Annotated in this window: 19 protein-coding genes and 1 tRNA gene; 8 read left to right on the top strand and 12 right to left on the bottom strand. The window is 70.2% G+C overall.

Annotation, left to right across the window (positions count from 1 at the left end; all coding sequences use genetic code 11):
• Positions 1 to 14 precede the first annotated feature (14 nt).
• Positions 15 to 485: a 30S ribosomal protein S7 gene (gene rpsG, locus BLW85_RS23130; RefSeq protein WP_003998848.1), complete on the bottom strand. Its 471-nt coding sequence runs from the start codon at positions 483 to 485 to the stop codon at positions 15 to 17.
• Between the two features lie 2 nt (positions 486 to 487).
• Positions 488 to 859 carry a 30S ribosomal protein S12 gene (gene rpsL / locus BLW85_RS23125; RefSeq protein WP_003948652.1) on the bottom strand — a complete coding sequence of 124 codons (372 nt, stop codon included), beginning with the start codon at positions 857 to 859 and terminating at the stop codon, positions 488 to 490.
• Positions 860 to 1,325: 466 nt separating this feature from the next.
• On the opposite strand from rpsL, the gene BLW85_RS23120 reads away from it, so the two are divergent.
• The 6 genes from BLW85_RS23120 (at position 1,326) to BLW85_RS23095 (ending at position 8,946) form a co-directional block, all read left to right on the top strand.
• Positions 1,326 to 2,048 (top strand): Crp/Fnr family transcriptional regulator, encoded by a 723-nt coding sequence (locus BLW85_RS23120; RefSeq protein ID WP_070026324.1) that lies wholly within the window; start codon positions 1,326 to 1,328, stop codon positions 2,046 to 2,048.
• A 158-nt stretch (positions 2,049 to 2,206) separates the two neighbouring features.
• Positions 2,207 to 3,061 (top strand): hypothetical protein, encoded by an 855-nt coding sequence (locus BLW85_RS23115; RefSeq protein WP_074993012.1) that lies wholly within the window; start codon positions 2,207 to 2,209, stop codon positions 3,059 to 3,061.
• Complete coding sequence (locus BLW85_RS23110) at positions 3,058 to 5,220, top strand: hypothetical protein (protein ID WP_074993011.1); 2,163 nt, start codon at positions 3,058 to 3,060, stop codon at positions 5,218 to 5,220. Before BLW85_RS23115 ends, BLW85_RS23110 begins: the two co-directional genes overlap by 4 nt.
• 19 nt (positions 5,221 to 5,239) lie before the next feature.
• Entirely contained in the window at positions 5,240 to 6,466 is a 1,227-nt protein-coding gene (locus tag BLW85_RS23105) for a hypothetical protein (protein ID WP_070026327.1), read from the top strand.
• Positions 6,463 to 6,987 (top strand): Pycsar system effector family protein, encoded by a 525-nt coding sequence (locus BLW85_RS23100; protein ID WP_070026328.1) that lies wholly within the window; start codon positions 6,463 to 6,465, stop codon positions 6,985 to 6,987. Before BLW85_RS23105 ends, BLW85_RS23100 begins: the two co-directional genes overlap by 4 nt.
• Before the next feature lie 954 nt (positions 6,988 to 7,941).
• Positions 7,942 to 8,946 carry a M48 family metalloprotease gene (locus tag BLW85_RS23095; protein ID WP_079172395.1) on the top strand — a complete coding sequence of 335 codons (1,005 nt, stop codon included), beginning with the start codon at positions 7,942 to 7,944 and terminating at the stop codon, positions 8,944 to 8,946.
• A 66-nt stretch (positions 8,947 to 9,012) separates the two neighbouring features.
• Here the strand turns inward: BLW85_RS23095 and BLW85_RS23090 are convergent, their stop codons facing one another.
• The 10 genes from BLW85_RS23090 to BLW85_RS23040 form a co-directional block, all read right to left on the bottom strand.
• Positions 9,013 to 12,912, bottom strand: coding sequence for a DNA-directed RNA polymerase subunit beta' (locus BLW85_RS23090; protein ID WP_070026329.1), 3,900 nt, complete (start codon positions 12,910 to 12,912; stop codon positions 9,013 to 9,015).
• A 97-nt stretch (positions 12,913 to 13,009) separates the two neighbouring features.
• The gene (rpoB, locus tag BLW85_RS23085; protein WP_070026330.1) at positions 13,010 to 16,495 is read right to left on the bottom strand and encodes a DNA-directed RNA polymerase subunit beta; all 3,486 of its coding nucleotides are present in this window, start codon (positions 16,493 to 16,495) and stop codon (positions 13,010 to 13,012) included.
• 568 nt (positions 16,496 to 17,063) lie between these two features.
• Complete coding sequence (rplL, locus tag BLW85_RS23075) at positions 17,064 to 17,453, bottom strand: 50S ribosomal protein L7/L12 (RefSeq protein WP_043503300.1); 390 nt, start codon at positions 17,451 to 17,453, stop codon at positions 17,064 to 17,066.
• Between the two features lie 111 nt (positions 17,454 to 17,564).
• Complete coding sequence (gene rplJ / locus BLW85_RS23070; RefSeq protein ID WP_070026331.1) at positions 17,565 to 18,095, bottom strand: 50S ribosomal protein L10; 531 nt, start codon at positions 18,093 to 18,095, stop codon at positions 17,565 to 17,567.
• 294 nt (positions 18,096 to 18,389) lie between these two features.
• Entirely contained in the window at positions 18,390 to 19,283 is an 894-nt protein-coding gene (locus tag BLW85_RS23065; protein ID WP_074993010.1) for an SCO4651 family lipoprotein, read from the bottom strand.
• 168 nt (positions 19,284 to 19,451) lie between these two features.
• Positions 19,452 to 20,177 (bottom strand): 50S ribosomal protein L1, encoded by a 726-nt coding sequence (rplA, locus tag BLW85_RS23060; protein ID WP_070026333.1) that lies wholly within the window; start codon positions 20,175 to 20,177, stop codon positions 19,452 to 19,454.
• Positions 20,178 to 20,277: 100 nt separating this feature from the next.
• Positions 20,278 to 20,712, bottom strand: coding sequence for a 50S ribosomal protein L11 (gene rplK / locus BLW85_RS23055; RefSeq protein WP_030747472.1), 435 nt, complete (start codon positions 20,710 to 20,712; stop codon positions 20,278 to 20,280).
• A 169-nt stretch (positions 20,713 to 20,881) separates the two neighbouring features.
• The gene (gene nusG / locus BLW85_RS23050; RefSeq protein WP_070026334.1) at positions 20,882 to 21,757 is read right to left on the bottom strand and encodes a transcription termination/antitermination protein NusG; all 876 of its coding nucleotides are present in this window, start codon (positions 21,755 to 21,757) and stop codon (positions 20,882 to 20,884) included.
• A gap of 80 nt (positions 21,758 to 21,837) precedes the next feature.
• A complete protein-coding gene (secE, locus tag BLW85_RS23045) occupies positions 21,838 to 22,122 on the bottom strand; it encodes a preprotein translocase subunit SecE (RefSeq protein ID WP_070026335.1) in 285 nt (94 codons plus the stop codon).
• 106 nt (positions 22,123 to 22,228) lie between these two features.
• Positions 22,229 to 22,301 (bottom strand) — tRNA-Trp (locus BLW85_RS23040).
• Positions 22,302 to 22,562: 261 nt separating this feature from the next.
• Between BLW85_RS23040 and BLW85_RS23035 the strand changes: the two genes are divergently transcribed.
• Together BLW85_RS23035 and BLW85_RS23030 are read left to right on the top strand one after the other, a co-directional pair.
• A complete protein-coding gene (locus BLW85_RS23035) occupies positions 22,563 to 23,789 on the top strand; it encodes a pyridoxal phosphate-dependent aminotransferase (RefSeq protein ID WP_070026400.1) in 1,227 nt (408 codons plus the stop codon).
• Between the two features lie 129 nt (positions 23,790 to 23,918).
• Positions 23,919 to 24,959, top strand: a complete 1,041-nt coding sequence (locus BLW85_RS23030; protein ID WP_070026336.1) for an adenosine deaminase — start codon at positions 23,919 to 23,921, stop codon at positions 24,957 to 24,959.
• The last annotated feature ends 6 nt before the right edge of the window (positions 24,960 to 24,965 follow it).

Below are 24,965 nucleotides of genomic sequence, written 5' to 3'. Positions count from 1 at the left end.
GATGTGGACTGCGACTACCAGCGGTAGTGCGCGAAGGCCTTGTTGGACTCGGCCATCTTGTGCGTGTCCTCGCGCTTCTTCACAGCGGCACCCAGGCCGTTGGAGGCGTCGAGGAGCTCGTTGAGCAGACGCTCGGTCATGGTCTTCTCGCGACGGGCGCGGGAGTAACCGACCAGCCAGCGCAGCGCCAGCGTGTTGGCACGGCCGGGCTTGACCTCGACCGGAACCTGGTAGGTGGCACCACCGACACGGCGGGACTTGACCTCGAGGGTCGGCTTGATGTTCTCAAGGGCGCGCTTGAGGGTGATGACCGGGTCGTTGCCGGTCTTCTCGCGCAGACCCTCCATGGCGCCGTAGACGATGCGCTCGGCGGTGGAGCGCTTGCCGTTCAGCAGCACCTTGTTGATCAGCGAGGTCACCAGAGGAGAGCCGTAAACCGGGTCGATGATGACCGGGCGCTTCGGGGCGGGGCCCTTACGAGGCATTCTTACTTCTCCTTCTTGGCGCCGTAGCGGCTGCGGGCCTGCTTGCGGTTCTTGACACCCTGGGTGTCGAGGGAGCCGCGGATGATCTTGTAGCGAACACCCGGCAGGTCCTTCACACGGCCGCCGCGCACGAGCACGATGGAGTGCTCCTGCAGGTTGTGTCCCTCACCCGGAATGTAAGCGGTGACCTCGATCCCGCTGGTCAGACGCACACGCGCGACCTTACGCAGGGCCGAGTTCGGCTTCTTCGGGGTGGTCGTGAACACACGCGTGCAGACGCCGCGACGCTGAGGGGAACCCTCGAGTGCGGGCGTCTTGTTCTTCTCGACCTTGTCCTGCCGGCCCTTGCGGACCAGCTGCTGGATCGTAGGCACTACTTCTCCGGTTTCTGTGTGCCGATGGGTACAGCTAACCTGGAACGTCGCCGACCCACGCGGTCGGGTGTGTCGAATCCGCCAGACTCCCGCCGCAAGGCGAAAAGGGCGCGAATTACGGTGGCCGGTAGCGGCTCGCCATACGGTTTCAAGGCACGCACAGCAGCCAGGGCACACCCCAGGCACAAGGTCTGAGAGTACCTACCTCACGGACTTCGGTCAAAACAAATGGAGCAGCCCCCGACACGCTGGACTTTCCCACCTCGTCAGCATGGTTTTGTCCCCATCGTCCGCCACCCGGCGGCGGGGCGCCACAGCACGGCGTCGCGGCTGGTCGCACTCCTTCGCTCGCTCCCGCTCCCCGGTCTCCGCCGCCTGGCCGGATTCCGCTCTTGCCGGGTTGCCGCCGAATGCCCTTTCAGTACGTTGATCCGTCCACCGCGGTGAACGATTCGGGGGAACCGGCATGGCGAGCAAGTGGACCGCGTCCACTCCGTACGACGGCGGTCTCGACGACCGGGTGCCGTTCCTGGCCCGGCTGGAGGCCGAGGACCGGGCGGCGCTGCTCGCGCTGGGCCGGGAGCTGACCTTCACCGCGCGGTCCGTGCTCATCCACCACCACGAGCCGTCCTCCCACGTCCTGGTCCTCGTGCAGGGCTGGACCAAGGTGACCGCGGCCGCGGCCAACGGCTACGAGGCACTGCTCGCACTGCGCGGGCCGGGCGACATCATCGGCGAGTCGGCCGCGCTGACCGGCCGTACCCGCTCGGCCACCGTGACCGCGCTGGAGCAGGTGCGGGCGGTGGCCGTGCAGCGCGAACGGTTCACGGAGTTCCTGGCGCACTCCCCCGCCGTCTCCTTCGCCCTGCTCGGCCTCACCTCGGACCGTACCCGCGCCGCCGACCGGCGCCGGCTGGAGTTCGCCTCCATGACCGTCCGGGAGCGCTTCGCCACCCTGCTGCTCGACCTCGCCCGCACCCATGGCCGGCGCACCGCCGAAGGCGTCGAACTCTCCGTGCCGCTGAGCAAGCAGGAGCTGGCCGGCTCGGTCGGCGCCTCGCGCGAGGCGGTGCAGCGCCTGCTGAAGGAGTTGCGGGAGCGCGATGTGGTGCGCACCGGCCGCCGGGCGCTGGTGATCGTACGACCGGACGTGCTGCGGCGGCTCGCGCGGGCCGACGCGCCGGAGTGAGCGCCCGCGCACACAGCGCACTCCCCGGCCGCCGCCCGCTCTGTGCACACGGTCACAGTCCCAGTGGGTCATTCGTCCTCGCGCCCCCGCGGCGCCAGGCGCCACCCTGCTGACGGCGGCGCGGCCCCCACCACCACGGCACCGACCGAGAGGCAAGCATGAAAGATCCCGTGAGCCGGACGATCCTGCTGTTCGACATCGAGAAGTACAGCGACCGGGACGACGTCGAACAGGCCTATCTGCGGCGCGTGCTCTACGACATCGCCGACCGCGCGCTGGAACGCGCCGGCATCGACGAGACGCTGCGGCAGCGGGCCGACCGCGGCGACTCCGTCATGGAGCTGATCGACGCGGGCGCGTCCGTCCCGGCGCTGCTGCGGGCCCTGCTCACCGAGGTGCCCGCCCGGCTGCACGGGTACAACCGGCTGGCGTCGAGCTCCGCCCAGATCAGGCTGCGGGGCGTGGTCGCCACCGGGTACGTGGCCGTGGACGAGCACGGCGGCTGGGTCGGTTCCGACCTGAACCACGCCTGCCGGCTGCTGGACGCCCCGCTGCTGCGCGACGCGCTGCGGGAGCGGGACAACGGTTTCGCGCTGTGCGTGTCGGAGGGCGTGCACACCGGGATCGTGCGTCACGACCACCACGGCATCCGGGCCGCCGAGTTCCATCCGGTGACCCTGACCAGCAAGAACGGGCCGCTGCGCGCCTGGCTGCACGGGCCGGTGCCGAGCGGCGCCACGGACCACGGTGGGACGGGGGCGGGGGAAGCCCCGGTGCCGGGCACGTCGGGGGACGTCCCGGCACCGGGGTCGCCGGCCGCCGGGGCCCCGACGGCACCCGCCCAGGCGCCGTCCACACCCGCGTCGCCGGGCGCGGGTGGTGTGGTGTTCGACTTCGGCGGCGGATCGCCCCGGTTCGGCGGCAGCCTGGTGGCCGGGGACCAGCACGGTGTCTCCGGCGGGCAGGTCACCGGGGACGTGCACCTCGGCGGCACGGCGGGTGAGGGCGCATGACGGCTTCCGCGGCCGCCGCCGTCGGCGATCCGGCCCCCGACGAGCAGGCCCCGCCGGGCCGGCCGGTCCCCGGCGAGGACCCGTGGCCCGCCGCCGGCCCGGACCCGGAGGAGGAGAACAGCCACGAGGCACGGGCCGCCCAGCGCGAACTGGTCGCGCACACCCCGGGCTTCTTCCTCGGCGAGGACACCCGCTTCGGCGGCAGCCTGGTCGGCGGCTCCCAGCACGGTGTGTCGGGTGGCCGGGTGGACGGCGACGTGTACCTGGGCGGCCGTATGGAGATCCACCACCACGGGCCCGTGGGGACCACGCCCGACGCGTCCGGCGAGGTGCCCCGCGAGCGGATCGAGGAGCTGGCCGCCGTCTTCGCCGAGGGGCCCGCCTTCGGGGCCGCGCTGGAGCGGCTGCGCGAGGAGCGGGTGCTGGTCCTCTCCGGCGCCCACGCCACCGGGCGCAACGCGGCCGCGCTGATGCTGGTGCACCGCCTGGGTGTCCCCGCCGTCCACGCGCTGAGCCCCGAGATCGCGCCCGCCGCGCTGAGCGGCGCGCTCACCCAGCCCGGCGGCTACGTCCTGCGGGATCTGCCGCTCAGCCGCAACCGCCCGCTGCGCGACACCCATCTGTTCGCGGCCCGGGACCAGCTGGCAAGGACCGGCGGCTGTCTCGTCGTGACCGTGGAGAACTCGCCGCATCTGCCCGGGGTCACGCCCTGCCCCTGGGCACCGCCGCCCGCCGAGGACGTCGTACGGGCGCTGCTGCGCCGGCACCGGCCCGACGAGGCCGACGCCCTGCTCGCGCTGGCACCCGTGGCCCGCTTCCTCGCGGACACCGACCGCCGTCCGGCCGAGGCCGCCGCGTTCGCCGGGGCGCTCACGGCGTACGACGGCAGTCCCCAGGCGCTGGCACGGCTCGCGGACTTCGGGCAGGCCGCCGTCGAGGAGCAGTGCCGCAGCTGGCTCGGCGATCCGGAGCTGGGACTGCGCGACAAGGCCTTCATCATCGCGCTGGCCGTCTTCGACCAGGCGCCCTACGTACTGGCCGCCGAACTCGCCGACAAGCTGTTCCTGCACTTCGAACGGTTGCAGCATCCCGAACGGCCGCCCACCGTCCCGGTGTTCGGGCCGGCCGCCAAGGACCGCCTCGACCTCGCGCGAGCCGCCGGCGAGGTACGGCAGGAGCAGACCGAGTGGGGGCCGGTCCCGCAGTTCATGGCCGCCTTCCGCGACGAACGAACCCCGCACGTCCTGCTCACCGAGGTGTGGACCGGGCACCCCTCGGCCCGCCCGGCCCTGGTGGAGTGGTTGCGGGAGCTGGCCCGCGACGGCCGTCCCCTGGTCCGCACCCGCGCCGCCGCGGCCGCCGCGCTGCTCACCGCCGCCGACCTGCCCTCGGCGATCGCGCTGCTCGTCAACGGCTGGGCCACCGCGCAGGCCGTCGGCCCGCGCGTCACCGCAGCCAACACGCTCGCGCTGGCCCAGCTGCTCGACGTGCCGATCGTCCTGCGGCTGCTCACCCAGTGGTGCACCGACGGCCACCGGGGACGGCGGTGGACCGCCATCCGCGCCCTCGGCCTGCTCGCCCCGCTCCGCCCCGACCTCGCCGGCCCGGTCCTGGAGGCGCTGTCCGCCCGCGCCCGGATCGACGCCAGCGGCCCGGCCGAGCAGGACCACCTCACCGAGTCCGCCGCCCTGCTGCTCTCCGCCGGGCCGCGCCGCGAGGAGGTGCTCGCCGAGTTCGTACGGCTGTCGCAGCGGGACACGCCCGCGGTCCGCGACCTCGCCCTGGCCGCCTTCGCACGCGCCTGCGACAACGACGAGGAGGGCGCGCTCGTCGGCTGGTACGCCGATACCGGCATGTACCAGCAGGACGCCGCCCGGGACCTGGCCACCCTGTGGCGCGCCGCGCTCAACGACCGCACCCACACCAGGGCGGCGCTGACCGCCCTGCGGACCTGGGTGCACGTCGCCACCCGCCGCGCGGACGCCGCCACCGCCCTGGAGCTGCTGCTGCCCGCCCTGGTGGTCAGCGCGGACGACCGCAAGCGCCTCGACCACGCACTGCGCACGATGCGCGCACAGGACGGCGGCCCCCGCCCGCCGATGGCCGAGCACCTGCTCACGGTGCTGCACCCGGCACCGGCGAGCGCTGAACGACCCTGAGAAAACGAGGAGTTGAGTCATGGCGGACTTCCGCCGCCCACCGGAGTGGTCGCAGAACGCCGACCGGCACACCGCGCTGATCGACCCGGTCCTGACCGTGCGCCCGATCTCGCGGTTCGACTACACCGTGCGCCGGCAGGTCGGCGCGATCGACCACGCCCTGGTCTTCGTCACCGCGGGCGGCTCTTACGACGTCTACATGCCCCCGCACCGCCCGAGCCGCGCGGAGGCCACGACCCGCCGCTACACCTCCGTGTACGAGGTGGACATGGGCAGCCACCCGGTCCGGCTCGAACTCGAACTGCCCAGCGACGACGACGCGTTCTCCTTCAGCGGCACCGCCGACCTGACCTGGCGGGTGGCGGACCCGAAGGCCCTCGTGGCGAGCGGCGAACGGGACGTGCCGACCCGGCTCGCCCGGGAACTGCACCAGGTGGCACGCCCGGTCACCCGGGGCTTCTCCATCGAGGACAGCCCGGGCGCCGAACGGGCCGTGCAGCAGGCGGTCACGGCGGAGGGCGTCTTCGCCGCGGGCACCGGTCTGCACGTCACCTGCGCCGTGCGGCTACGGCTGGACGACGAGGCGATCGCCCACCGGCGGCGCCTGCGCACCCTGCGCTACGAGTCGGAGATGCTCGACCCCGAGCACGAGTTCCGGATGCGCCGGGCGCAGCTCGACCACCAGCTGGAGGTGCTGCGCGAGCAGCAGGCCCAGGAGCTGGCCGCCCAGAAGATCGCGTTCTACCGGTACTGGCTCCAGCACGGGGGCGTCGCGACGTGGGCCCTGCACCTCGCAGCCCACCCCGGGGACACCGGGATGGTCGTCGGCAATCTACAGAAGGAGCAGCTGGGCGCCATCCGCCAGGAACTCGAACTGATCGCGGGCGACACCCTGGAGGACTACGAGAAGGCCGAGGCGGCCCGCTCCGTCCTGCGCTCCGTCGACGACCTCATGCGCGAGCAGTCGGCGCCGCCCCAGGCGCTGCCCCCGGCCCCGCCGCAGCCGTACGTCCCCCCGCAGCCCACCGCCCCTCCCCCACCGCCCGGGGCCCCGGCCCCGTACGACCCGGCCGCACAGGGGTCGGCCGGGTCGTACGGCTCCCCTCCGGGACCCCCGCAGGACGGGCCGGCCCCCGCCGCCGCGCCGCCCGTCCCGCCGCTGCCGCCCCCGCCGGCCGTGCCGCCGGCACCCGGTGCGGCCCCGTGGCGCACGGACACGAACCCGCCCGAGACGGGCGCGCCATGACCGCCCCCGACACCACCACACCGCCGAGCGCGCCCGTACGGCACACCGCGGAACGGCTGCTCGGCGAGTTGCGCGACGAGATAGCGCGGGCCGACGCCAAGGCCTCCGTCCTGGTGGCGGCGCTGGGCCTGGCGGCCGGGCTGTTCACCGGGCTGGTCGCCGGGCGGAACTGGTCGCCGGGCCGGCTCTCCGGCCCCGCGGCCGCGCTGTGGTGGGCGGGGGCGGCGGGGCTGGCCCTGTCGCTGCTCGCGCTGCTGCTCGCGGTACTGCCCCGCTACCGCGCCGGGACCTGGGCGGCGGGGCGCCCCCTGTGCTACTTCGGCGACATCCACCAGGCGGTCCGGGAGGGCCGGCTGGCCGAGGCGCTCGCCGACACCGAACGGGACCCGGGCGCCGCCCTGCTCGCGGCGCTCGCCGAGAACAGCCGGATCGCGGCGTCCAAGCACCGGTGGATCCGTACCGGTCTGGTCGCCTTCTCCGCCGGTGTCCTGCTGTTGCCCACTGCCGCGCTCGTCGGCTGACGTCCCCGCACGCGAAGGAGCCCGCTCATGCCCCAGCCGCCGGACACACCACCGCAGTACCCCGAACCACCGACCCCGCCGGCGTACCCGAACGCGACCGCTCCGGCGGCACCGGCCGCCCGCCCGGGCACGGCGATCCCGCCGACCGCCCCGCCGGCCTGTCCGCCCCAGGCGCCCCCGGCCGCCCCTGAACCGCGGAACCCCGCCGGGCCGCCCGCCTACCCGGGCCCGGCCACCTCCGCGACACCGCCCGCATACCCCGGTACGGCCGCCCCGGCAGCACCGCCGGCCTACCCAGGCCCGACCACCCCCGCGGTACCGCCCGCCTACCCCGACCCGGTCACCCCGGCAGCACCGCCCGCATACCCGAACACCCCGACAGCACCACCGACAGCCGCGCCCTTCACCTCCGGAACGACGGCCCCGGCCACCCCACCCGCCGTCGCACCGCCTACGTACCCGGGCCCGACGCCCCCCACAACACCGACAGCCGCGCCCTTCACGCCGGGAACGACCGCCCCGGCCACCCCACCCGCCTCCGCACCACCCACATACCCGGGCGCGGCCACCCCCGCAGCGCCGCCCGCCTACCCGGGCCCGGCACCCGCTTACCCCAACACGCCGGCCGCCCCAAGCGCGCCGCCGTACCCGAGCGGATACGCGAACCCACCGGGCGCGCCTCGATACTCCGACACCACCACGCCCCCGCTCGCTCCGCCCGCAGGGCCGCCACACCCGGGGCAACCCCCGGCGTACCCGGGGTACCCCGCGGACCCCTCGGTCTCCGCCCCGGCCCACCCGCCGCGGCCGTCTGCCTACCCCGCCTCCGCCCCGCCGCACCCGGCACAGCCCCCCGCCCACCCCGAGCAGCACGCGCCCGCGCTCCCCGGTCTGCCTCCGGCGTATCCCGTCCCGGGGGCCCCGGCGTCGGTCACCGGTGGCGCCGTGCCGCCGATGCCCGCGCTGCCCCCGGACGCCGCCCCGCCCGTGCCCGCGTTCGCGCCGGACGACCTCGAATACCGTCACCGCGGTGCCCGGGTGCACGTCGCCGAGCACCAGCGGGGGGCCGACATCACGGCGATCGGGCGGCTGGCCGTGCAGGCGCCGGGGGCCCTGGTCAGCCTCGCCCTGGTCGCCACCGTCGCGGTCGGCCTGTGCGGGACCGTCGTGGGGACGGTGGTGGTCCTGGCCTGGGTCGCCTCAGGTCTGCTCGTCTTCCACCGGCCGACCGAGCTGGCCTTCGCCCGCATCGTGCTCAAGCTGCGCCGGCCCACCGAGGATGAGCGGGCCCGGCTGGAGCCGGTCTGGCACGAGGTGACGGCGCGCGCGGGCATAGAACCGGGCACGTACCAGCTGATGGTGCAGAACAGCGACGACCTGAACGCGGCCGCGGTGGCCGGCCATGTCGTCGCCGTCACGACGTACTCGCTCAACCGGATCCCGAGCAGCAACCTGGCCGCCGTGCTCGCGCACGAGCTGGGCCACCACACCGGCGGCCACGCCTGGGCCGGTCTGCTCGGCTACTGGTACTCCCTGCCCGGCCGGATCGCCTGGGCGGTGACCCGGACGCTGGCGGCGTTCGCGCTCCTGATCACCGGGTACTTCTCCGTCGTGGCGACACTGGTCCTGGGCCTGTTCATGGCGCTGGCGGTGTTCTGCGCGTCCGTCGTCGCCTGGTACATCGTGATCCCGCTCGTGCTCGCCCCGTTCCTGCTGGCCTACGCCGGCCGGCGCGGGGAACTGCGCGCCGACCAGCAGGCGGCCGAGCTGGGCTTCGCCCGTGAGCTGGCCGAGGTCCTGTACCACCTGGAGACCGAGCAGGCCACGAAGAAGGCCGCCCTGGCCGCGCAGGGCCAGAAGCTCAAGGAGCCCGGTCCCCTGGGCCGGCTGCTGTCCTCCCACCCGAGCCACCAGATACGGCTGACCGCCCTGGGGCGCTACGCGGGCCTGCCCCGCTGACGTCCCCCGGACACGCTGAAGGGCGGCCACCCCCCAAGAGGGATGGCCGCCCTTCAGACTGCCCGCTTACTGGTTGTACGGACCGTAGTCGTAGTCCTCCAGCGGAACGGCCTGGCCGGAGCCGGTGCCGAACGGCGAGTAGTCGATGTCGTCGTAGCCGACGGCCGAGTACATCGCGGCCTTGGCCTCCTCGGTCGGCTCGACCCGGATGTTGCGGTAGCGGGACAGACCCGTACCGGCCGGGATGAGCTTACCGATGATGACGTTCTCCTTGAGGCCGATGAGGCTGTCGGACTTGGCGTTGATCGCCGCGTCCGTCAGGACTCGGGTCGTCTCCTGGAAGGAGGCGGCCGACAGCCAGGACTCCGTCGCCAGCGAGGCCTTGGTGATACCCATCAGCTGCGGACGACCGGAGGCCGGGTGACCGCCCTCCTGGACCACACGACGGTTCTCGGTCTCGAACTTCGAGCGCTCGACCAGCTCGCCGGGCAGCAGCTCCGCGTCGCCCGACTCGATGATCGTCACACGGCGCAGCATCTGCCGGATGATGATCTCGATGTGCTTGTCGTGGATCGACACACCCTGCGAGTTGTAGACCTTCTGGACCTCGCCGACCAGGTGGACCTGGACGGCACGCTGACCCAGGATGCGCAGCACGTCGTGCGGGTTGGTGGCACCCACGGTGAGCTGCTGGCCCACCTCGACGTGCTCGCCCTCGCGGACCAGGACCTTGGCGCGCTTGGAGATCGGGTACGCCGTCTCGTCGCTGCCGTCGTCCGGGGTGACGATGATCTTCTTCGTCTTCTCGGTCTCCTCGATCCGCACGCGGCCGGAGGCCTCGGAGATCGGGGCGACACCCTTCGGGGTACGGGCCTCGAAGAGCTCGACGACACGCGGCAGACCCTGGGTGATGTCGTCACCGGCCACACCACCGGTGTGGAAGGTACGCATCGTCAGCTGGGTGCCGGGCTCACCGATGGACTGGGCGGCGATGATGCCGACCGCCTCACCGATGTCGACCAGCTTGCCGGTGGCCAGCGAGCGGCCGTAGCACATCGCGCAGGTGCCGACGGCGGACTCGCAGGTCAGGACCGAGCGGGTCTTGACCGTCTCCACACCGTGCTTGACCAGTTCCTCGATGAGGACGTCGCCGAGGTCGGTGCCGGCCGGGGCCAGGACCTTGCCGTCGACCACGATGTCCTCGGCGAGGCAGCGCGCGTACACGGACGTCTCGACGTTGCCCGTCTTGCGCAGGACACCGTCCTCGCCGCGCTCGGCGATCGCCAGCTTGAGGCCGCGCTCGGTGCCGCAGTCCTCCTCGCGGATGATGACGTCCTGGGAGACGTCGACCAGACGACGGGTGAGGTAACCCGAGTCGGCGGTACGCAGAGCGGTGTCCGCCAGACCCTTACGGGCACCGTGGGTGGAGATGAAGTACTCCAGCACGGACAGGCCCTCACGGAACGAGGCCTTGATCGGACGCGGGATGGTCTCGTTCTTCGCGTTCGACACCAGACCACGCATACCGGCGATCTGCCGCATCTGCATCATGTTTCCTCGGGCACCCGAGTCAACCATCATGAAGATGGGGTTGGTCTTGGGGAAGTTCTCGTTCATCGCCTCGGCGACCTCGTTGGTCGCCTTGGTCCAGATCGCGATGAGCTCCTGAGTGCGCTCTTCCTTGGTGATCAGACCGCGCTCGTACTGCTTCTGGACCTTCTCGTCCTGCGCCTCGTAGCCCTTGACGATCTCCTTCTTCGCCTCGGGAACGACGACGTCGGAGATGGCCACGGTGACACCGGAACGGGTCGCCCAGTAGAAGCCGGCCGCCTTCAGGTTGTCGAGCGTCGCCGCCACGATGACCTTGGGGTAGCGCTCGGCCAGGTCGTTGACGATCTCGGAGAGCTGCTTCTTGCCCACCGAGTAGTCGACGAACGGGTAGTCCTCGGGCAGCAGCTCGTTGAAGAGCGCGCGGCCCAGGGTGGTGGTCAGCCGGAAGCTGTCACCCTGCTGCCACTCGGGCTCGCCCTCCTCACGGGCCGGCGGCGTCCAGCCACGCGGCGGGATGGTGCCCACCGGGAAGCGGATGTCGACCCGCGACTGGAGCGACAGCTCGCCCGCGTCGAACGCCATGGTCGCCTCGGCCGTGGAGCCGAACGCGCGGCCCTCGCCCTTGACGTCGCGCAGCTCGCCGTCCGTGGTGAGGAAGAACAGACCGAGGACCATGTCCTGGGTCGGCATCGTCACCGGGCGGCCGTCGGCCGGCTTGAGGATGTTGTTCGAGGACAGCATCAGGATGCGGGCCTCGGCCTGCGCCTCCGCGGACAGCGGCAGGTGCACGGCCATCTGGTCACCGTCGAAGTCCGCGTTGAACGCGGTGCAGACGAGCGGGTGGATCTGGATGGCCTTGCCCTCGACCAGCTGCGGCTCGAAGGCCTGGATGCCGAGGCGGTGCAGGGTGGGCGCACGGTTCAGCAGCACCGGGTGCTCGGCGATGACCTCTTCGAGGACGTCGTACACGACGGTGCGGCCGCGCTCGACCATGCGCTTGGCCGACTTGATGTTCTGCGCGTGGTTCAGGTCGACCAGGCGCTTCATCACGAACGGCTTGAACAGCTCCAGCGCCATCGCCTTGGGCAGACCGCACTGGTGCAGCTTGAGCTGCGGGCCGACGACGATGACGGAACGCGCCGAGTAGTCGACACGCTTGCCGAGCAGGTTCTGACGGAAACGGCCCTGCTTGCCCTTCAGCATGTCGCTGAGGGACTTCAGCGGACGGTTGCCGGGGCCCGTGACCGGGCGGCCGCGGCGGCCGTTGTCGAAGAGGGCGTCGACCGCCTCCTGGAGCATGCGCTTCTCGTTGTTCACGATGATCTCGGGCGCGCCGAGGTCGAGAAGCCGCTTCAGGCGGTTGTTGCGGTTGATGACACGGCGGTACAGGTCGTTCAGGTCGGAGGTCGCGAAGCGGCCACCGTCCAGCTGCACCATCGGACGCAGGTCCGGCGGGATGACCGGGACGCAGTCCAGGACCATGCCCTTGGGGCTGTTGGAGGTCTGCAGGAACGCGGAGACGACCTTGAGCCGCTTGAGGGCACGGGTCTTCTTCTGGCCCTTGCCGGTGCGGATGATCTCGCGGAGCTTCTCGGCCTCCTCCTCGAGGTCGAAGGACTCCAGGCGCTTCTGCAGCGCCGCGGCACCCATCGAGCCGTCGAAGTACGTGCCGAAGCGGTCACGCAGCTCGCGGTAGAGCAGCTCGTCGCCCTCCAGGTCCTGGACCTTGAGGTTCTTGAACCGGTTCCACACCTCGTCGAGGCGGTCGATCTCGCGCTGCGCGCGGTCGCGCAGCTGCTTCATCTCGCGCTCGGCACCCTCGCGCACCTTGCGGCGCACGTCCGCCTTCGCGCCCTCGGCCTCCAGCTCGGCCAGGTCGGACTCGAGCTTCTTGGCGCGGGCCTCCAGGTCGGAGTCGCGGCGGTTCTCGATCTGCTGGCGCTCGACCGAGACGTGCGCCTCCAGGGAGGGCAGGTCGCGGGTGCGGCGCTCCTCGTCGACGTACGTGATCATGTACGCCGCGAAGTAGATGACCTTCTCCAGGTCCTTCGGGGCGAGGTCCAGCAGGTAGCCCAGGCGGGACGGGACGCCCTTGAAGTACCAGATGTGGGTGACGGGCGCGGCGAGCTCGATGTGGCCCATCCGCTCACGGCGCACCTTGGCGCGCGTGACCTCGACGCCACAGCGCTCGCAGATGATGCCCTTGAAGCGGACGCGCTTGTACTTGCCGCAGTAGCACTCCCAGTCCCGGGTGGGGCCGAAGATCTTCTCGCAGAAGAGTCCGTCCTTCTCGGGCTTCAGGGTGCGGTAGTTGATGGTCTCGGGCTTCTTGACCTCGCCGTGGCTCCACTGCCGAATGTCGTCAGCGGTGGCCAGGCCGATCCGGAGCTCGTCGAAGAAGTTGACGTCGAGCACTATGCGTCAATCCCTCTCAGGGTCGTAAGTCTGTGGTCTGAAACGGGGGCCTGGGGGTCGGCGGGGCCCTGTGGGTGAGGGCCCCGCCGGACTCCCGTCAGACCTCTTCGACGCTGCTCGGCTCGCGCCGGGACAGGTCGATGCCGAGCTCCTCCGCAGCGCGGAAGACGTCCTCGTCGGTGTCACGCATCTCGATGGACATACCGTCGCTGGACAGCACCTCCACGTTCAGGCAGAGCGACTGCATCTCCTTGATGAGCACCTTGAAGGACTCGGGGATGCCGGGCTCGGGGATGTTCTCGCCCTTGACGATGGCCTCGTAGACCTTCACGCGGCCGGTGACGTCGTCGGACTTGATGGTCAGCAGCTCCTGGAGGGCGTACGCGGCGCCGTAGGCCTCGAGGGCCCACACCTCCATCTCACCGAAGCGCTGGCCACCGAACTGCGCCTTACCACCCAGCGGCTGCTGGGTGATCATCGAGTACGGGCCGGTCGAACGGGCGTGCAGCTTGTCGTCGACCAGGTGGTGCAGCTTCAGGATGTACATGTAGCCGACCGAGATCGGGTCCGGGAACGGCTCACCGGAACGGCCGTCGAACAGCCGCGCCTTGCCGGACGGGAGCACCATGCGCTCGCCGTCGCGGTTCGGGATGGTGTGCTGCAGCAGACCCGCCAGCTCGTCCTCGCGGGCACCGTCGAAGACCGGGGTGGCGACGTTGGTGCGCGGGGCGACCTTGTCGGCACCGATGGCCTGGAGGCGCTTGGCCCACTCGTCGGCGAGGCCGGAGACGTCCCAGCCGCGGCTGGCGAGCCAGCCGAGGTGGATCTCCAGGACCTGTCCCGGGTTCATTCGGGACGGCACACCCAGCGGGTTGAGGATGATGTCGACCGGGGTGCCGTCCTCCAGGAACGGCATGTCCTCGATCGGCAGGATCTTGGAGATGACACCCTTGTTGCCGTGGCGGCCGGCGAGCTTGTCACCGTCGGTGATCTTGCGCTTCTGCGCGACGTAGACGCGGACCAGCTGGTTCACGCCCGGCGGCAGCTCGTCGCCCTCCTCGCGGTCGAAGACGCGCACGCCGATGACCTTGCCGGTCTCGCCGTGCGGCACCTTCAGCGAGGTGTCGCGGACCTCACGGGCCTTCTCACCGAAGATCGCGCGCAGCAGGCGCTCCTCGGGGGTCAGCTCGGTCTCGCCCTTCGGGGTGACCTTGCCGACGAGGATGTCGCCGGCGATGACCTCGGCACCGATGCGGATGATGCCGCGCTCGTCCAGGTCGGCGAGGACCTCCTCGGAGACGTTCGGGATGTCCCGGGTGATCTCCTCGGGGCCGAGCTTGGTGTCACGGGCGTCGACCTCGTGCTCCTCGATGTGGATCGAGGAGAGGACGTCGTCCTGCACGAGGCGCTGCGACAGGATGATCGCGTCCTCGTAGTTGTGACCCTCCCACGGCATGAACGCCACGAGCAGGTTCTTGCCGAGGGCCATCTCGCCGTTCTCGGTGGCCGGACCGTCGGCGAGGACCTGGCCCTCGACGACCCGGTCGCCCTCGTCGACGATGACCTTCTGGTTGACCGAGGTGCCCTGGTTGGAGCGGGAGAACTTGTGCAGGCGGTACGTGATGTACGTGCCGTCGTCGTTGGCCGTGGTGATGTAGTCCGCGGAGACCTCCTGGACCACACCCGCCTTCTCGGCCTTGACGACGTCGCCGGCGTCGACGGCGGAGCGGTACTCCATGCCGGTGCCGACGAGCGGGGCCTCCGACTTGATGAGCGGAACGGCCTGGCGCATCATGTTCGCGCCCATGAGGGCACGGTTGGCGTCGTCGTGCTCCAGGAAGGGGATCATGGCGGTCGCGACCGACACCATCTGGCGCGGCGAGACGTCCATGTAGTCCACGTCCTCGGGGCCGACGTAGTCGACCTCGCCGCCACGGCGGCGGACCAGCACGCGGGCCTCGGCGAAGCGGAGCTCGTCCGTCAGCGGGGCGTTGGCCTGCGCGATGACGAAGCGGTCCTCCTCGTCGGCGGTCAGGTAGTCGACGTCGTCGGTGACCTGGCCGTCGATGACCTTGCGGTACGGGGTCTCGACGAAACCGAACGCGTTGACCCGGCCGTAGGAGGCGAGCGAGCCGATCAGACCGATGTTCGGGCCTTCGGGCGTCTCGATCGGGCACATGCGGCCGTAGTGCGAGGGGTGCACGTCGCGGACCTCGAAGCCGGCCCGCTCACGGGACAGACCACCGGGGCCGAGCGCCGAGAGACGACGCTTGTGGGTCAGACCAGACAGGGGGTTGTTCTGGTCCATGAACTGCGACAGCTGGCTGGTGCCGAAGAACTCCTTGATGGAGGCGACGACCGGCCGGATGTTGATCAGGGTCTGCGGCGTGATCGCCTCGACGTCCTGGGTCGTCATGCGCTCGCGCACGACGCGCTCCATCCGGGCCAGACCCGTGCGGACCTGGTTCTGGATGAGCTCGCCGACGCTGCGCAGACGGCGGTTGCCGAAGTGGTCGATGTCGTCGGTCTCGACGACGATCGTCTCGCCGTTGTCACCCGTGGTCTCGGTCTCGCCGGCGTGCAGCTGCACCAGGTACTTGATCGTCGAGATGATGTCCTCGACGGTCAGGATGCCGGCGTCCAGCGGGGCGTCGGCGCCCAGCTTCTTGTTGACCTTGTAGCGGCCGACCTTGGCGAGGTCGTAGCGCTTCGGGTTGAAGTAGAGGTTCTCCAGGAGCGTCTGCGCGGCCTCGCGCGTGGGGGGCTCGCCCGGACGCAGCTTGCGGTAGATGTCCAGCAGCGCGTCGTCCTGGCCCTGGGTGTGGTCCTTCTCCAGGGTGGCGCGCATCGACTCGTAGTCGCCGAACTCCTCGAGGATCTGCTCGGTGGTCCAGCCGAGCGCCTTCAGCAGGACGGTGACCGACTGCTTGCGCTTGCGGTCGATGCGCACACCGACCATGTCGCGCTTGTCGATCTCCATCTCCAGCCAGGCACCCCGGGACGGGATGATCTTGGCGGAGAAGATGTCCTTGTCGGACGTCTTGTCGATGGAGGAGTCGAAGTAGACACCGGGGGAACGGACCAGCTGAGACACCACGACACGCTCGGTGCCGTTGATGACGAAGGTGCCCTTGTTCGTCATGAGCGGGAAGTCGCCCATGAAGACCGTCTGGGACTTGATCTCACCGGTCTCGTTGTTGGTGAACTCGGCGGTGACGAAGAGCGGGGCGGCGTACGTGAAGTCGCGCTCCTTGCACTCGTCGATGGAGTTCTTCGGCGGCTCGAAGCGGTGGTCCCGGAACGTCAGGGACATCGACCCGGAGAAGTCCTCGATCGGGGAGATCTCCTCGAAGATCTCCTCCAGACCGGACTTGGTGGGGACGTCCTGACCGTTCTCCAGAGCCTCCTCGACCCGACTCTGCCAGGCGGTGTTGCCGAGCAGCCAGTCAAAGCTCTCGGTCTGCAGCGCGAGCAGGTTCGGAACCTCGAGAGGCTCCTTGATCTTTGCAAAGGAAATGCGCAGCGGGGCGGTGCTGGCGCCGTTGTTCGTATTCGCGGTCGAGGCGTTGCGCGAGGCGGCCAAGAGGGGGTCCTTCCGAGGGCTCGGACTCACTACGCGCGTACCGGCCCCTCCCTCAAACACAGAGGCGGAAATCCCAGCTCAAAGGGGCTTCGGCCATCGGTGCTCGAGTGAGGGTAGACCCCTGGTGACGGGCAGGGGACAGCTAACAGGCAGCGCAAAGGGTCAGTGTAGCCACTTGGCACACTGATGTCCAGTGCGGGTTTGTCGAGACCCTCGCTGTGCTCACCACTCTTGTCGACGCCTTCGGCATGCTGCCCTCAACGCACGTTCATACTGCCCTCTTCGCCGCCGATCCATGCCTCGGATTCGGATCCTTGTGACGACGCGTCCTGAGAATTGCGCGCTGCGTGCGGTTCGTCAAGGGTCTCCCACCGGAACCGGGCCGTCCGGAGACACGACGAAGATCACCATACCTCTCGACACCGCGAGTGCAAGGCAACCGCGGTCGGCCCTCCGAATACGCCGAAGAGCGACCACCCGGATGGATGATCGCTCTTCGGTGCGTTCGCGTTACAGCCCTACAGGGCCGAAATCAGCGCGCGTTCGAGTCCTGCGGACCCGCGAGGTCTTACTTGACCTCGACGGAGGCGCCGGCGCCCTTGAGGGCCTCGGCAGCCTTGTCCGCGGCCTCCTTGTTGACCTTCTCGAGGACCGGCTTCGGGGTGCCGTCGACGAGGTCCTTGGCCTCCTTCAGACCCAGGGAGGTCAGCTCACGCACGACCTTGATGACCTGGATCTTCTTGTCGCCGGCGCCGGTGAGGATGACGTCGAACTCGTCCTTCTCCTCGGCGGCCTCGGCGGCGGCGCCACCAGCGGCACCACCGGCGACGACGACCGGCGCGGCAGCGGCGGCGGTGACGTCGAACTTCTCCTCGAAGGCCTTCACGAACTCGGAGAGCTCGATGAGGGTCATCTCCTCGAACTGGGCAAGCAGCTCGTCCTGGGTGAGCTTCGCCATGATGGCGGTCCTTCCACTCAATCGGCAGGTGCCGGATGTACTGGGTAAGGCGGGCGTACGTCGGCCCGCTGCGACCCGCGCCGGACGGTGCGGGTCAGAAAGCGAGCCGAATTACTCGGCACCGCCCTGCTCGGCCTGCTTGGCGCGCAGCGCGTCCACGGTGCGGACGAGCTTCGACGGCAGCGCCTGGAAGAGGGAGGCAGCCTGGGACTGCTTGCCCTTCATGGCACCGGCCAGCTTGCTGAGCAGAACCTCGCGGGACTCGAGGTCCGCAAGCTTCTTGATCTCGTCGGCGGACATCGCCTTGCCGTCAAGGACACCGCCCTTGATGACGAGATTCGGGTTGTCCTTGGCGAAGTCACGGAGACCCTTCGCCGACTCCACCGGGTCACCGGTGACGAAGGCGACGGCCGTCGGACCAGCGAAGAGCTGGTCGTCCAGCGTGATCCCGGCCTCGTTGGCCGCAATCTTGGTCAGCGTGTTCTTCACCACGGCGTACTGGGCGTTCTCACCGAGCGACCGGCGCAGCGTCTTGAGCTGCGCCACGGTGAGACCGCGGTACTCGGTCAGCACGGCGGCGTTGGAGCTGCGGAACTTGTCCGTCAGCTCCGCAACCGCGGCAGCCTTGTCGGGCCTCGCCATAGAGCCTCGGCCTCCTTCCGGGTGATTCGGACCGCGCGGACCCGAAGGAGGACTGGGGAAAACGAAACGCCCCGGCGCAGGCGCACGGGGCGGACTCGACCGGTTGCACACGCGCTCGGCGCGCACTCCGGGAGTACTTCCACAGTCACCTGCGCGGGTCGCCCACTTTTCAGCGGATCCTTCGGCCACCGCACCCTTAAAGCGCGCGGCAACGACCAGCGGTCTTTGGCTTCGGGGATGAGCGTACGGGACCGGGGCGCCGTGGAGCAAATCGGGCCCCGGCCGGGCGTCAGGTCACGAGGGCATGCCGGAGCCGCCGGACTTCATCAGGTCCGCGAAGTCCTGGGTGTCGGCGGCCGGCGGCGCCACGGGGCTGACCTTCACGCCGTAGTCGCTGTAGTAGGTGGTGTTGGACATGCGGCCGTTGGCCGTGTCGGCCCGCTCGGACTTCTTGACCAGCAGGTTCTGGTCGCTGATCCAGACGTCGAGGGTCTCGGTGGTGACGCCGCTCGCCTGGAGCTGCTTCTTGAGGGCGGCCAGCCGGTCGGCGCTCAGGCCGCCGTTCCTGCGGGCGAGGTCGGCGATGTCGAGGGTGCCGGCGTAGTGCGTGGCCCGGACGCCGGAGACGGTCTCGGCGCCGACCTTGTGCACGTCGTGGGAGGCGAGCAGCGCCTGCACGGTCTGGTTCGGCGTGGTGGAGCGCGCCTGCTGCTGGAGGTTGGGCATGGTCCCACCGGTGATCTTGGTGAGGTCGTCGTAGCTGTAGCGGACCCAGTGCTTGCCGGTCGTCCGGGCGAACGTGTCGCTCATCTTCCCGTAGGCGGCGTCCGGCAGGTACCGCGCCTGCGAGGACGCGTTGCCCATCTTGCGCAGCGCGTCGCCCATCTTGCCGCCCGTGTAGGTGAGGGTGAGGTCGCCCTTGAGGCCGCCGGCCCAGGACACCTCGCCGTTCGCGGTGAGCGCCATGAGGTCGCCCAGGGAGGTGCTGGAGCGCACCTTGGCCGACTCGGCCTTGTCGGTGTTCTGCTCGACGGTGCGCAGCACGGCGGCGACCGGACTGGCGTGGATCGCCGTGTCGCCCCCCGCGGCGCCCTTCCCGGAGCCCGAGGAGCCGCACGCGGCCACCCCGCTCAGCGCCGCCGCCACGGCCACGGAAAGGGTCACCCGGCGTACGGTCGTGCTCTTCATTCGCGTCCTCCCCCTGTGAATGGTCTGTCCGCAGCCTAGACCCGGCCCCTGACAGTCGTACGACGATCAGCTCGTACACGGAAAAGGACGGGCCCCGCACCTCGAAAGGTTGCGGGGCCCGCCCTTCAGTCACGCGTACCGGACGCGGCTACCGGGTGAGCGGGAGGCTCAGACGGCGGCCGGGTCCTCCTCGACGAGGAGGTTGCGGGTGCGGTTCGGGTCGACCTGGATGCCGGGGCCCATCGTGGTGGTGATGGCGGCCTTCTTGATGTAGCGACCCTTGGCGGCGGACGGCTTCAGACGGAGGATCTCCTCCAGCGCGGCGCCGTAGTTCTCCACCAGCTTGGTGTCGTCGAAGGACACCTTGCCGATGATGAAGTGCAGGTTCGAGTGCTTGTCGACGCGGAACTCGATCTTGCCGCCCTTGATGTCGGTGACGGCCTTGGCCACGTCGGGGGTGACGGTGCCGGTCTTCGGGTTCGGCATCAGACCACGGGGGCCGAGGACGCGGCCGAGGCGGCCGACCTTGCCCATGAGGTCCGGGGTGGCGACGACGGCGTCGAAGTCCAGGCGGCCCTTCGAGACCTCGTCGATCAGCTCGTCGGCACCGACGATGTCGGCGCCCGCGGCACGCGCGGCCTCGGCACGGTCACCGGTCGCGAAGACCAGGACCCGGGCGGTCTTACCGGTGCCGTGCGGAAGGTTCACGGTGCCACGGACCATCTGGTCGGCCTTGCGCGGGTCGACACCCAGACGGAAGGCGACCTCGACGGTGCCGTCGAACTTGGTCGTGGAGGTCTCCTTGGCGAGACGGACGGCCTCGAGCGGGGCGTACAGCTTCTCCCGGTCGATCTTGGCGTCCGCAGCGCGGAGAGCCTTGCTGCGCTTGCTCACAACTTGCTCCTGTGTGTTCTGAAAGGAGTCGTGGTCCCTGGGCCGAGCAGGCCCTGCCACGTGCGACCGGTCACGGCCGCATTACCTGCTGGTGGTGGGGTCAGCCCTCGACCGTGACGCCCATGGAGCGCGCGGTGCCGGCGATGATCTTCGCCGCGGCGTCCAGGTCGTTCGCGTTCAGGTCGGGCATCTTGGTCTGGGCGATCTCGCGGACCTGCGCCTCGGTGATCTTGGCGACCTTGGTCTTGTGCGGCTCGCCGGAGCCCTTCTCCACACCCGCGGCCTTGAGGATCATCTTGGCGGCCGGCGGCGTCTTGGTGACGAAGGTGAAGGAGCGGTCCTCGTAGACCGTGATCTCCACGGGGATGACCCAGCCACGCTGCGACTCGGTCGCGGCGTTGTAGGCCTTGCAGAACTCCATGATGTTGACGCCGTGCTGACCCAGCGCCGGGCCGACCGGCGGAGCCGGGTTGGCGGCACCGGCCTGGATCTGGAGCTTGATGAGCCCCGTGACCTTCTTCTTCTTGGGAGGCATAGCTCTCCGGGTCCTTTCGATTCGGGTCCTGCCTACTCCCGGGGACCAACCCAGATGCAGGCATACCGCACAACGATAACGGGTATAGATGCGCGGCCAAAAACCGAGCAGGTCAGACGGGCTGTGACAGCCCGTCTGACCTGGCCGGAAGCGATAGGTCCAGAGAGAACTAGTTCTTCTGGATCTGGTCGAAGGAAAGCTCGACCGGGGTCTCGCGGCCGAAGATCTCCACCAGGCCCTTGACCTTCTTGGAGTCGGCGTTGATCTCGTTGATGGTCGCCTGGAGGGTGGCGAACGGGCCGTCGGTGACGGTGACCGAGTCGCCGACCTCGAAGTCCAGCACCTGGACCTCGACCTTGCGCTGCGGGGCGGGCTTGCCCTCGGCCTCGGCGGCCTCGCGGGCGGCCTTCTCCTCGGCCTCCGGGGCGAGCATCTTGACGATCTCGTCCAGGGTCAGCGGGTACGGGTCGTAGGCGTTGCCGACGAAGCCGGTGACGCCCGGGGTGTTGCGGACGACGCCCCAGGACTCGTTCGTCAGGTCCATGCGGACCAGGACGTAACCGGGCAGCTTGTTCTGCTTGATCGTCTTGCGGTCGCCGTTCTTGATCTGGACGACCTCTTCCTGCGGCACCTCGGCCTGGAAGATGTAGTCCTCGACGTTCAGCGAGACGGCGCGCTGCTCCAGGTTGGTCTTCACGCGGTTCTCGTAGCCGGCGTAGGTGTGGATGACGTACCACTCGCCGGGCAGGGTGCGCAGTTCCTCGCGCAGGGCCTGGACCGGGTCGACCGGAGCCGCGGGCTCCTCCTCGGCGGCCTCGGCGGCGGCGTCCTCGCCGTCCTCCTCGGCTTCCTCGTCCTCGTCCGCGTCGTCCGCGTCCTCGGTGTGCAGCGCGGCCTCCTCGGCCGGCTCGCCCGCCTCGGCCTCGGCAGCCTCGAACTCGTCCTGCTCGTCCGCGCCCTCGACGATGTCGAGCTCGTCGTCCACCATCTCGGCAGCGTTCCCGCGAGACTCGGTGGCGTCGTCGTTCAGGTTCGGGTCAGACACGATGGCTGCTTCTTCCTGGATACATAGGGGTGGAACATGCGAAAACGGGCGCCGGTGCCACGGCGCCCTTCGCTCTTGGCTCAGCCGAAGACGTACTTGGCGGCGTGGTTGAGCCCATAGTCAATCACGGTCACCAGCGCGATCATGATGGCGACGAAGAAGATCACCACGGTGGTGTACGACGTCAGCTGGTTCCGCGTCGGCCAGACGACCTTGCGGAGCTCCGCGACGATCTGGCGGTAGAAGGTGGCCAGGCGCTTCAGCGGGCCCTTCTTGGCGCGCTTGCCGCCCTTGCGTGCCTTCTTGGACTCGGGCACTTCGTCTCGGGCATCAGGCGTGTCGATGGAGCCCACGGCGTCCGTCATAGTCCTCACCTGATCCCGGGTCGTGGCCGTGCCGCGCCCGGTTTCTGAGCCGCACGGCGGTGCATTGCTGTACGTACATGCGCACACATCCTGGCGGTGTGTGTAGCAGGGCCGGAGGGACTTGAACCCCCAACCGCCGGTTTTGGAGACCGGTGCTCTACCAATTGAGCTACGACCCTTTGTGTGTCCCCAACGTACCGCATCCGGCCGGGTGCTCGGTGTGCACCGACCGCGGCGGTGGCCGCTGGAGGCCAACGAGGTGAGAGTGTACGTGGTCCGGCGCCCGGCGTCGAACAGAAAGTGGCCGTCCGGGGCCCACGGACCGAAGATCGTCCAGGCCGGGGGCCGGATTCGGATCCCTGTTCACGCCTCGACCCCTCGATGTTCAGTCTGTGAAACCCGTGTGCCCGGGACATTTCCGGTCTGGAACCATGGGCTCCATGAGCGCTGCAACCCCTCCCACCGAGCGCCGGGTCTCCGCCCGAGTCGGCGCGATCTCCGAGTCCGCCACCCTCGCCGTGGACGCCAAGGCCAAGGCCCTGAAGGCCGCCGGGCGACCGGTGATCGGCTTCGGCGCCGGTGAGCCCGACTTCCCCACCCCGGACTACATCGTCGAGGCCGCGATCGAGGCCTGCAAGAACCCGAAGTTCCACCGGTACACGCCGGCCGGCGGCCTGCCCGAGCTGAAGGCCGCGATCGCCGCGAAGACGCTGCGCGACTCCGGCTGGGAGCCCGACGTCTCCCAGGTCCTGGTCACCAACGGCGGCAAGCAGGCCATCTACGAGGCGTTCGCCGCGATCCTCGACCCGGGCGACGAGGTCATCGTCCCGGCGCCGTACTGGACCACCTACCCGGAGTCGATCCGCCTCGCGGGCGGCGTCCCGGTGGAGGTCGTGGCCGACGAGACCACCGGCTACCGGGTCTCCGTCGAGCAGCTGGAGGCGGCGCGCACGGAGAAGACGAAGGTCGTCCTGTTCGTCTCCCCGTCCAACCCGACCGGCGCGGTGTACTCCGAGGCCGAGACGGAGGCGATCGGCCGCTGGGCGCTGGAGCACGGCCTGTGGGTGCTCACCGACGAGATCTACGAGCACCTGGTCTACGGCGACGCGGTCTCCGTCTCGCTGCCGGCGCTGCTGCCCGAGCTGCGCGACAAGTGCATCGTGGTCAACGGCGTGGCGAAGACGTACGCCATGACCGGCTGGCGCGTGGGCTGGGTGATCGGCCCCAAGGACGTCGTCAAGGCCGCGACCAACCTCCAGTCGCACGCCACCTCGAACGTCTCCAACGTGGCCCAGGCCGCCGCGCTGGCCGCCGTCTCCGGTGACCTGGAGGCCGTGGCGAAGATGCGGGAGGCCTTCGACCGGCGCCGCCGGACCATCGTGCGGATGCTCAACGAGATCGACGGCGTGTTCTGCCCGGAGCCCGAGGGCGCCTTCTACGCCTACCCGTCGGTCAAGGCGCTGATCGGCAAGGAGATCCGCGGCAAGCGCCCGCAGGACACGGTCGAGCTGGCCGCGCTGATCCTGGAGGAGGCCGAGGTCGCGGTCGTCCCGGGTGAGGCCTTCGGCACGCCGGGCTACCTGCGGCTTTCGTACGCGCTCGGTGACGAGGACCTGGTGGAGGGCGTGAGCCGGATCCAGAAGCTGCTGGCGGAGGCGCGGGACTGACGTCCGCCCCTCGCGCATGGAGGGCCCACCTGCGGATATCCGTAGGTGGGCCCCGTTCGTTTGTGCGAGCAAGACCTCGACCGGGGAAACGGCTACCGGGACACCGGGTGAGTGAGGCAGCATCTGGGAATGGAGCGCGTACGTGATCTCTCTGAGCTGCCGAAGGCCCATCTGCACCTGCATTTCACCGGCTCGATGCGGCCGGGCACCGTACTGGAACTGGCCGACAAGCACGGCGTACGGCTGCCCGAGACGCTGACGGAGGCGTTGACCAGCGGGGAGCCGCCGAAACTCAGGGCGACGGACGAGCGGGGCTGGTTCCGCTTCCAGCGGCTGTACGACGCGGCGCGCTCCTGTCTGCGCGAGCCGGAGGACATCCGGCGCCTGGTGCGGGAGGCCGCCCAGGAGGATCTGCGGGACGGCTCGGGCTGGTTGGAGATCCAGGTGGACCCGACGTCGTACGCGCCCCGGCTCGGCGGGCTGATCCCGACGCTGGAGATCATCCTGGACGCGGTGGAGAGCACCTCGCGGGAGACCGGGCTCGGGATGCGGGTGCTGGTGGCCGCGAACCGGATGAAGCACCCGCTGGACGCCCGCACCCTGGCCCGGCTCGCGGTGCGGTACGCGGACCGGGGCGTGGTGGGCTTCGGGCTGTCCAACGACGAACGGCGGGGCATGGCGCGGGACTTCGACCGGGCCTTCCACATCGCGCGGGAGGGCGGCCTGCTGTCGGCCCCGCACGGCGGCGAGCTGACCGGCCCGGCGTCGGTGCGGGACTGCCTGGACGATCTGCACGCGGCGCGGATCGGGCACGGGGTACGGGCGGCCGAGGACCCGAGGCTGCTGAAGCGGCTGGCCGACCGCCAGGTGACGTGCGAGGTGTGCCCGGCGTCCAATGTGGCGCTCGGGGTGTACGAGAAGCCGGCGGACGTGCCGCTGCGCACCTTCTTCGACGCCGGTGTCCCGATGGCGCTGGGCGCCGACGACCCGCTGCTGTTCGGCTCCCGGCTGGCCGCGCAGTACGAGATCGCCCGCCATGTGCACGGCTTCTCGGACCCGGAGCTGGCGGAGCTGGCCCGCCAGTCGGTGCGCGGCTCGGCCGCCCCCGCGGACGTCAAGGCACGGCTGCTGGCGGGCGTGGACGACTGGCTGACGCGCCCGCCGGCCTGATCACGG

Source organism: Streptomyces misionensis (assembly GCF_900104815.1).
GTDB classification, from domain to species: domain Bacteria; phylum Actinomycetota; class Actinomycetes; order Streptomycetales; family Streptomycetaceae; genus Streptomyces; species Streptomyces misionensis.
This window is presented reverse-complemented; position numbering and strand designations above follow the sequence as displayed.

What these genes read in the sequence shown, in the direction of transcription:
- rpsG (WP_003998848.1), bottom strand. Translation starts at nt 485, where the DNA reads ATGCCTCGTAAGGGCCCCGCCCCGAAGCGCCCGGTCATCATCGACCCG.
- BLW85_RS23120 (WP_070026324.1), top strand. Translation starts at nt 1,326, where the DNA reads ATGGCGAGCAAGTGGACCGCGTCCACTCCGTACGACGGCGGTCTCGAC.
- BLW85_RS23115 (WP_074993012.1), top strand. Translation starts at nt 2,207, where the DNA reads ATGAAAGATCCCGTGAGCCGGACGATCCTGCTGTTCGACATCGAGAAG.
- BLW85_RS23110 (WP_074993011.1), top strand. Translation starts at nt 3,058, where the DNA reads ATGACGGCTTCCGCGGCCGCCGCCGTCGGCGATCCGGCCCCCGACGAG.
- BLW85_RS23105 (WP_070026327.1), top strand. Translation starts at nt 5,240, where the DNA reads ATGGCGGACTTCCGCCGCCCACCGGAGTGGTCGCAGAACGCCGACCGG.
- BLW85_RS23100 (WP_070026328.1), top strand. Translation starts at nt 6,463, where the DNA reads ATGACCGCCCCCGACACCACCACACCGCCGAGCGCGCCCGTACGGCAC.
- BLW85_RS23095 (WP_079172395.1), top strand. Translation starts at nt 7,942, where the DNA reads ATGCCCGCGCTGCCCCCGGACGCCGCCCCGCCCGTGCCCGCGTTCGCG.
- rplL (WP_043503300.1), bottom strand. Translation starts at nt 17,453, where the DNA reads ATGGCGAAGCTCACCCAGGACGAGCTGCTTGCCCAGTTCGAGGAGATG.
- rplJ (WP_070026331.1), bottom strand. Translation starts at nt 18,095, where the DNA reads ATGGCGAGGCCCGACAAGGCTGCCGCGGTTGCGGAGCTGACGGACAAG.
- BLW85_RS23065 (WP_074993010.1), bottom strand. Translation starts at nt 19,283, where the DNA reads ATGAAGAGCACGACCGTACGCCGGGTGACCCTTTCCGTGGCCGTGGCG.
- rplK (WP_030747472.1), bottom strand. Translation starts at nt 20,712, where the DNA reads ATGCCTCCCAAGAAGAAGAAGGTCACGGGGCTCATCAAGCTCCAGATC.
- secE (WP_070026335.1), bottom strand. Translation starts at nt 22,122, where the DNA reads ATGACGGACGCCGTGGGCTCCATCGACACGCCTGATGCCCGAGACGAA.
- BLW85_RS23035 (WP_070026400.1), top strand. Translation starts at nt 22,563, where the DNA reads ATGAGCGCTGCAACCCCTCCCACCGAGCGCCGGGTCTCCGCCCGAGTC.
- BLW85_RS23030 (WP_070026336.1), top strand. Translation starts at nt 23,919, where the DNA reads ATGGAGCGCGTACGTGATCTCTCTGAGCTGCCGAAGGCCCATCTGCAC.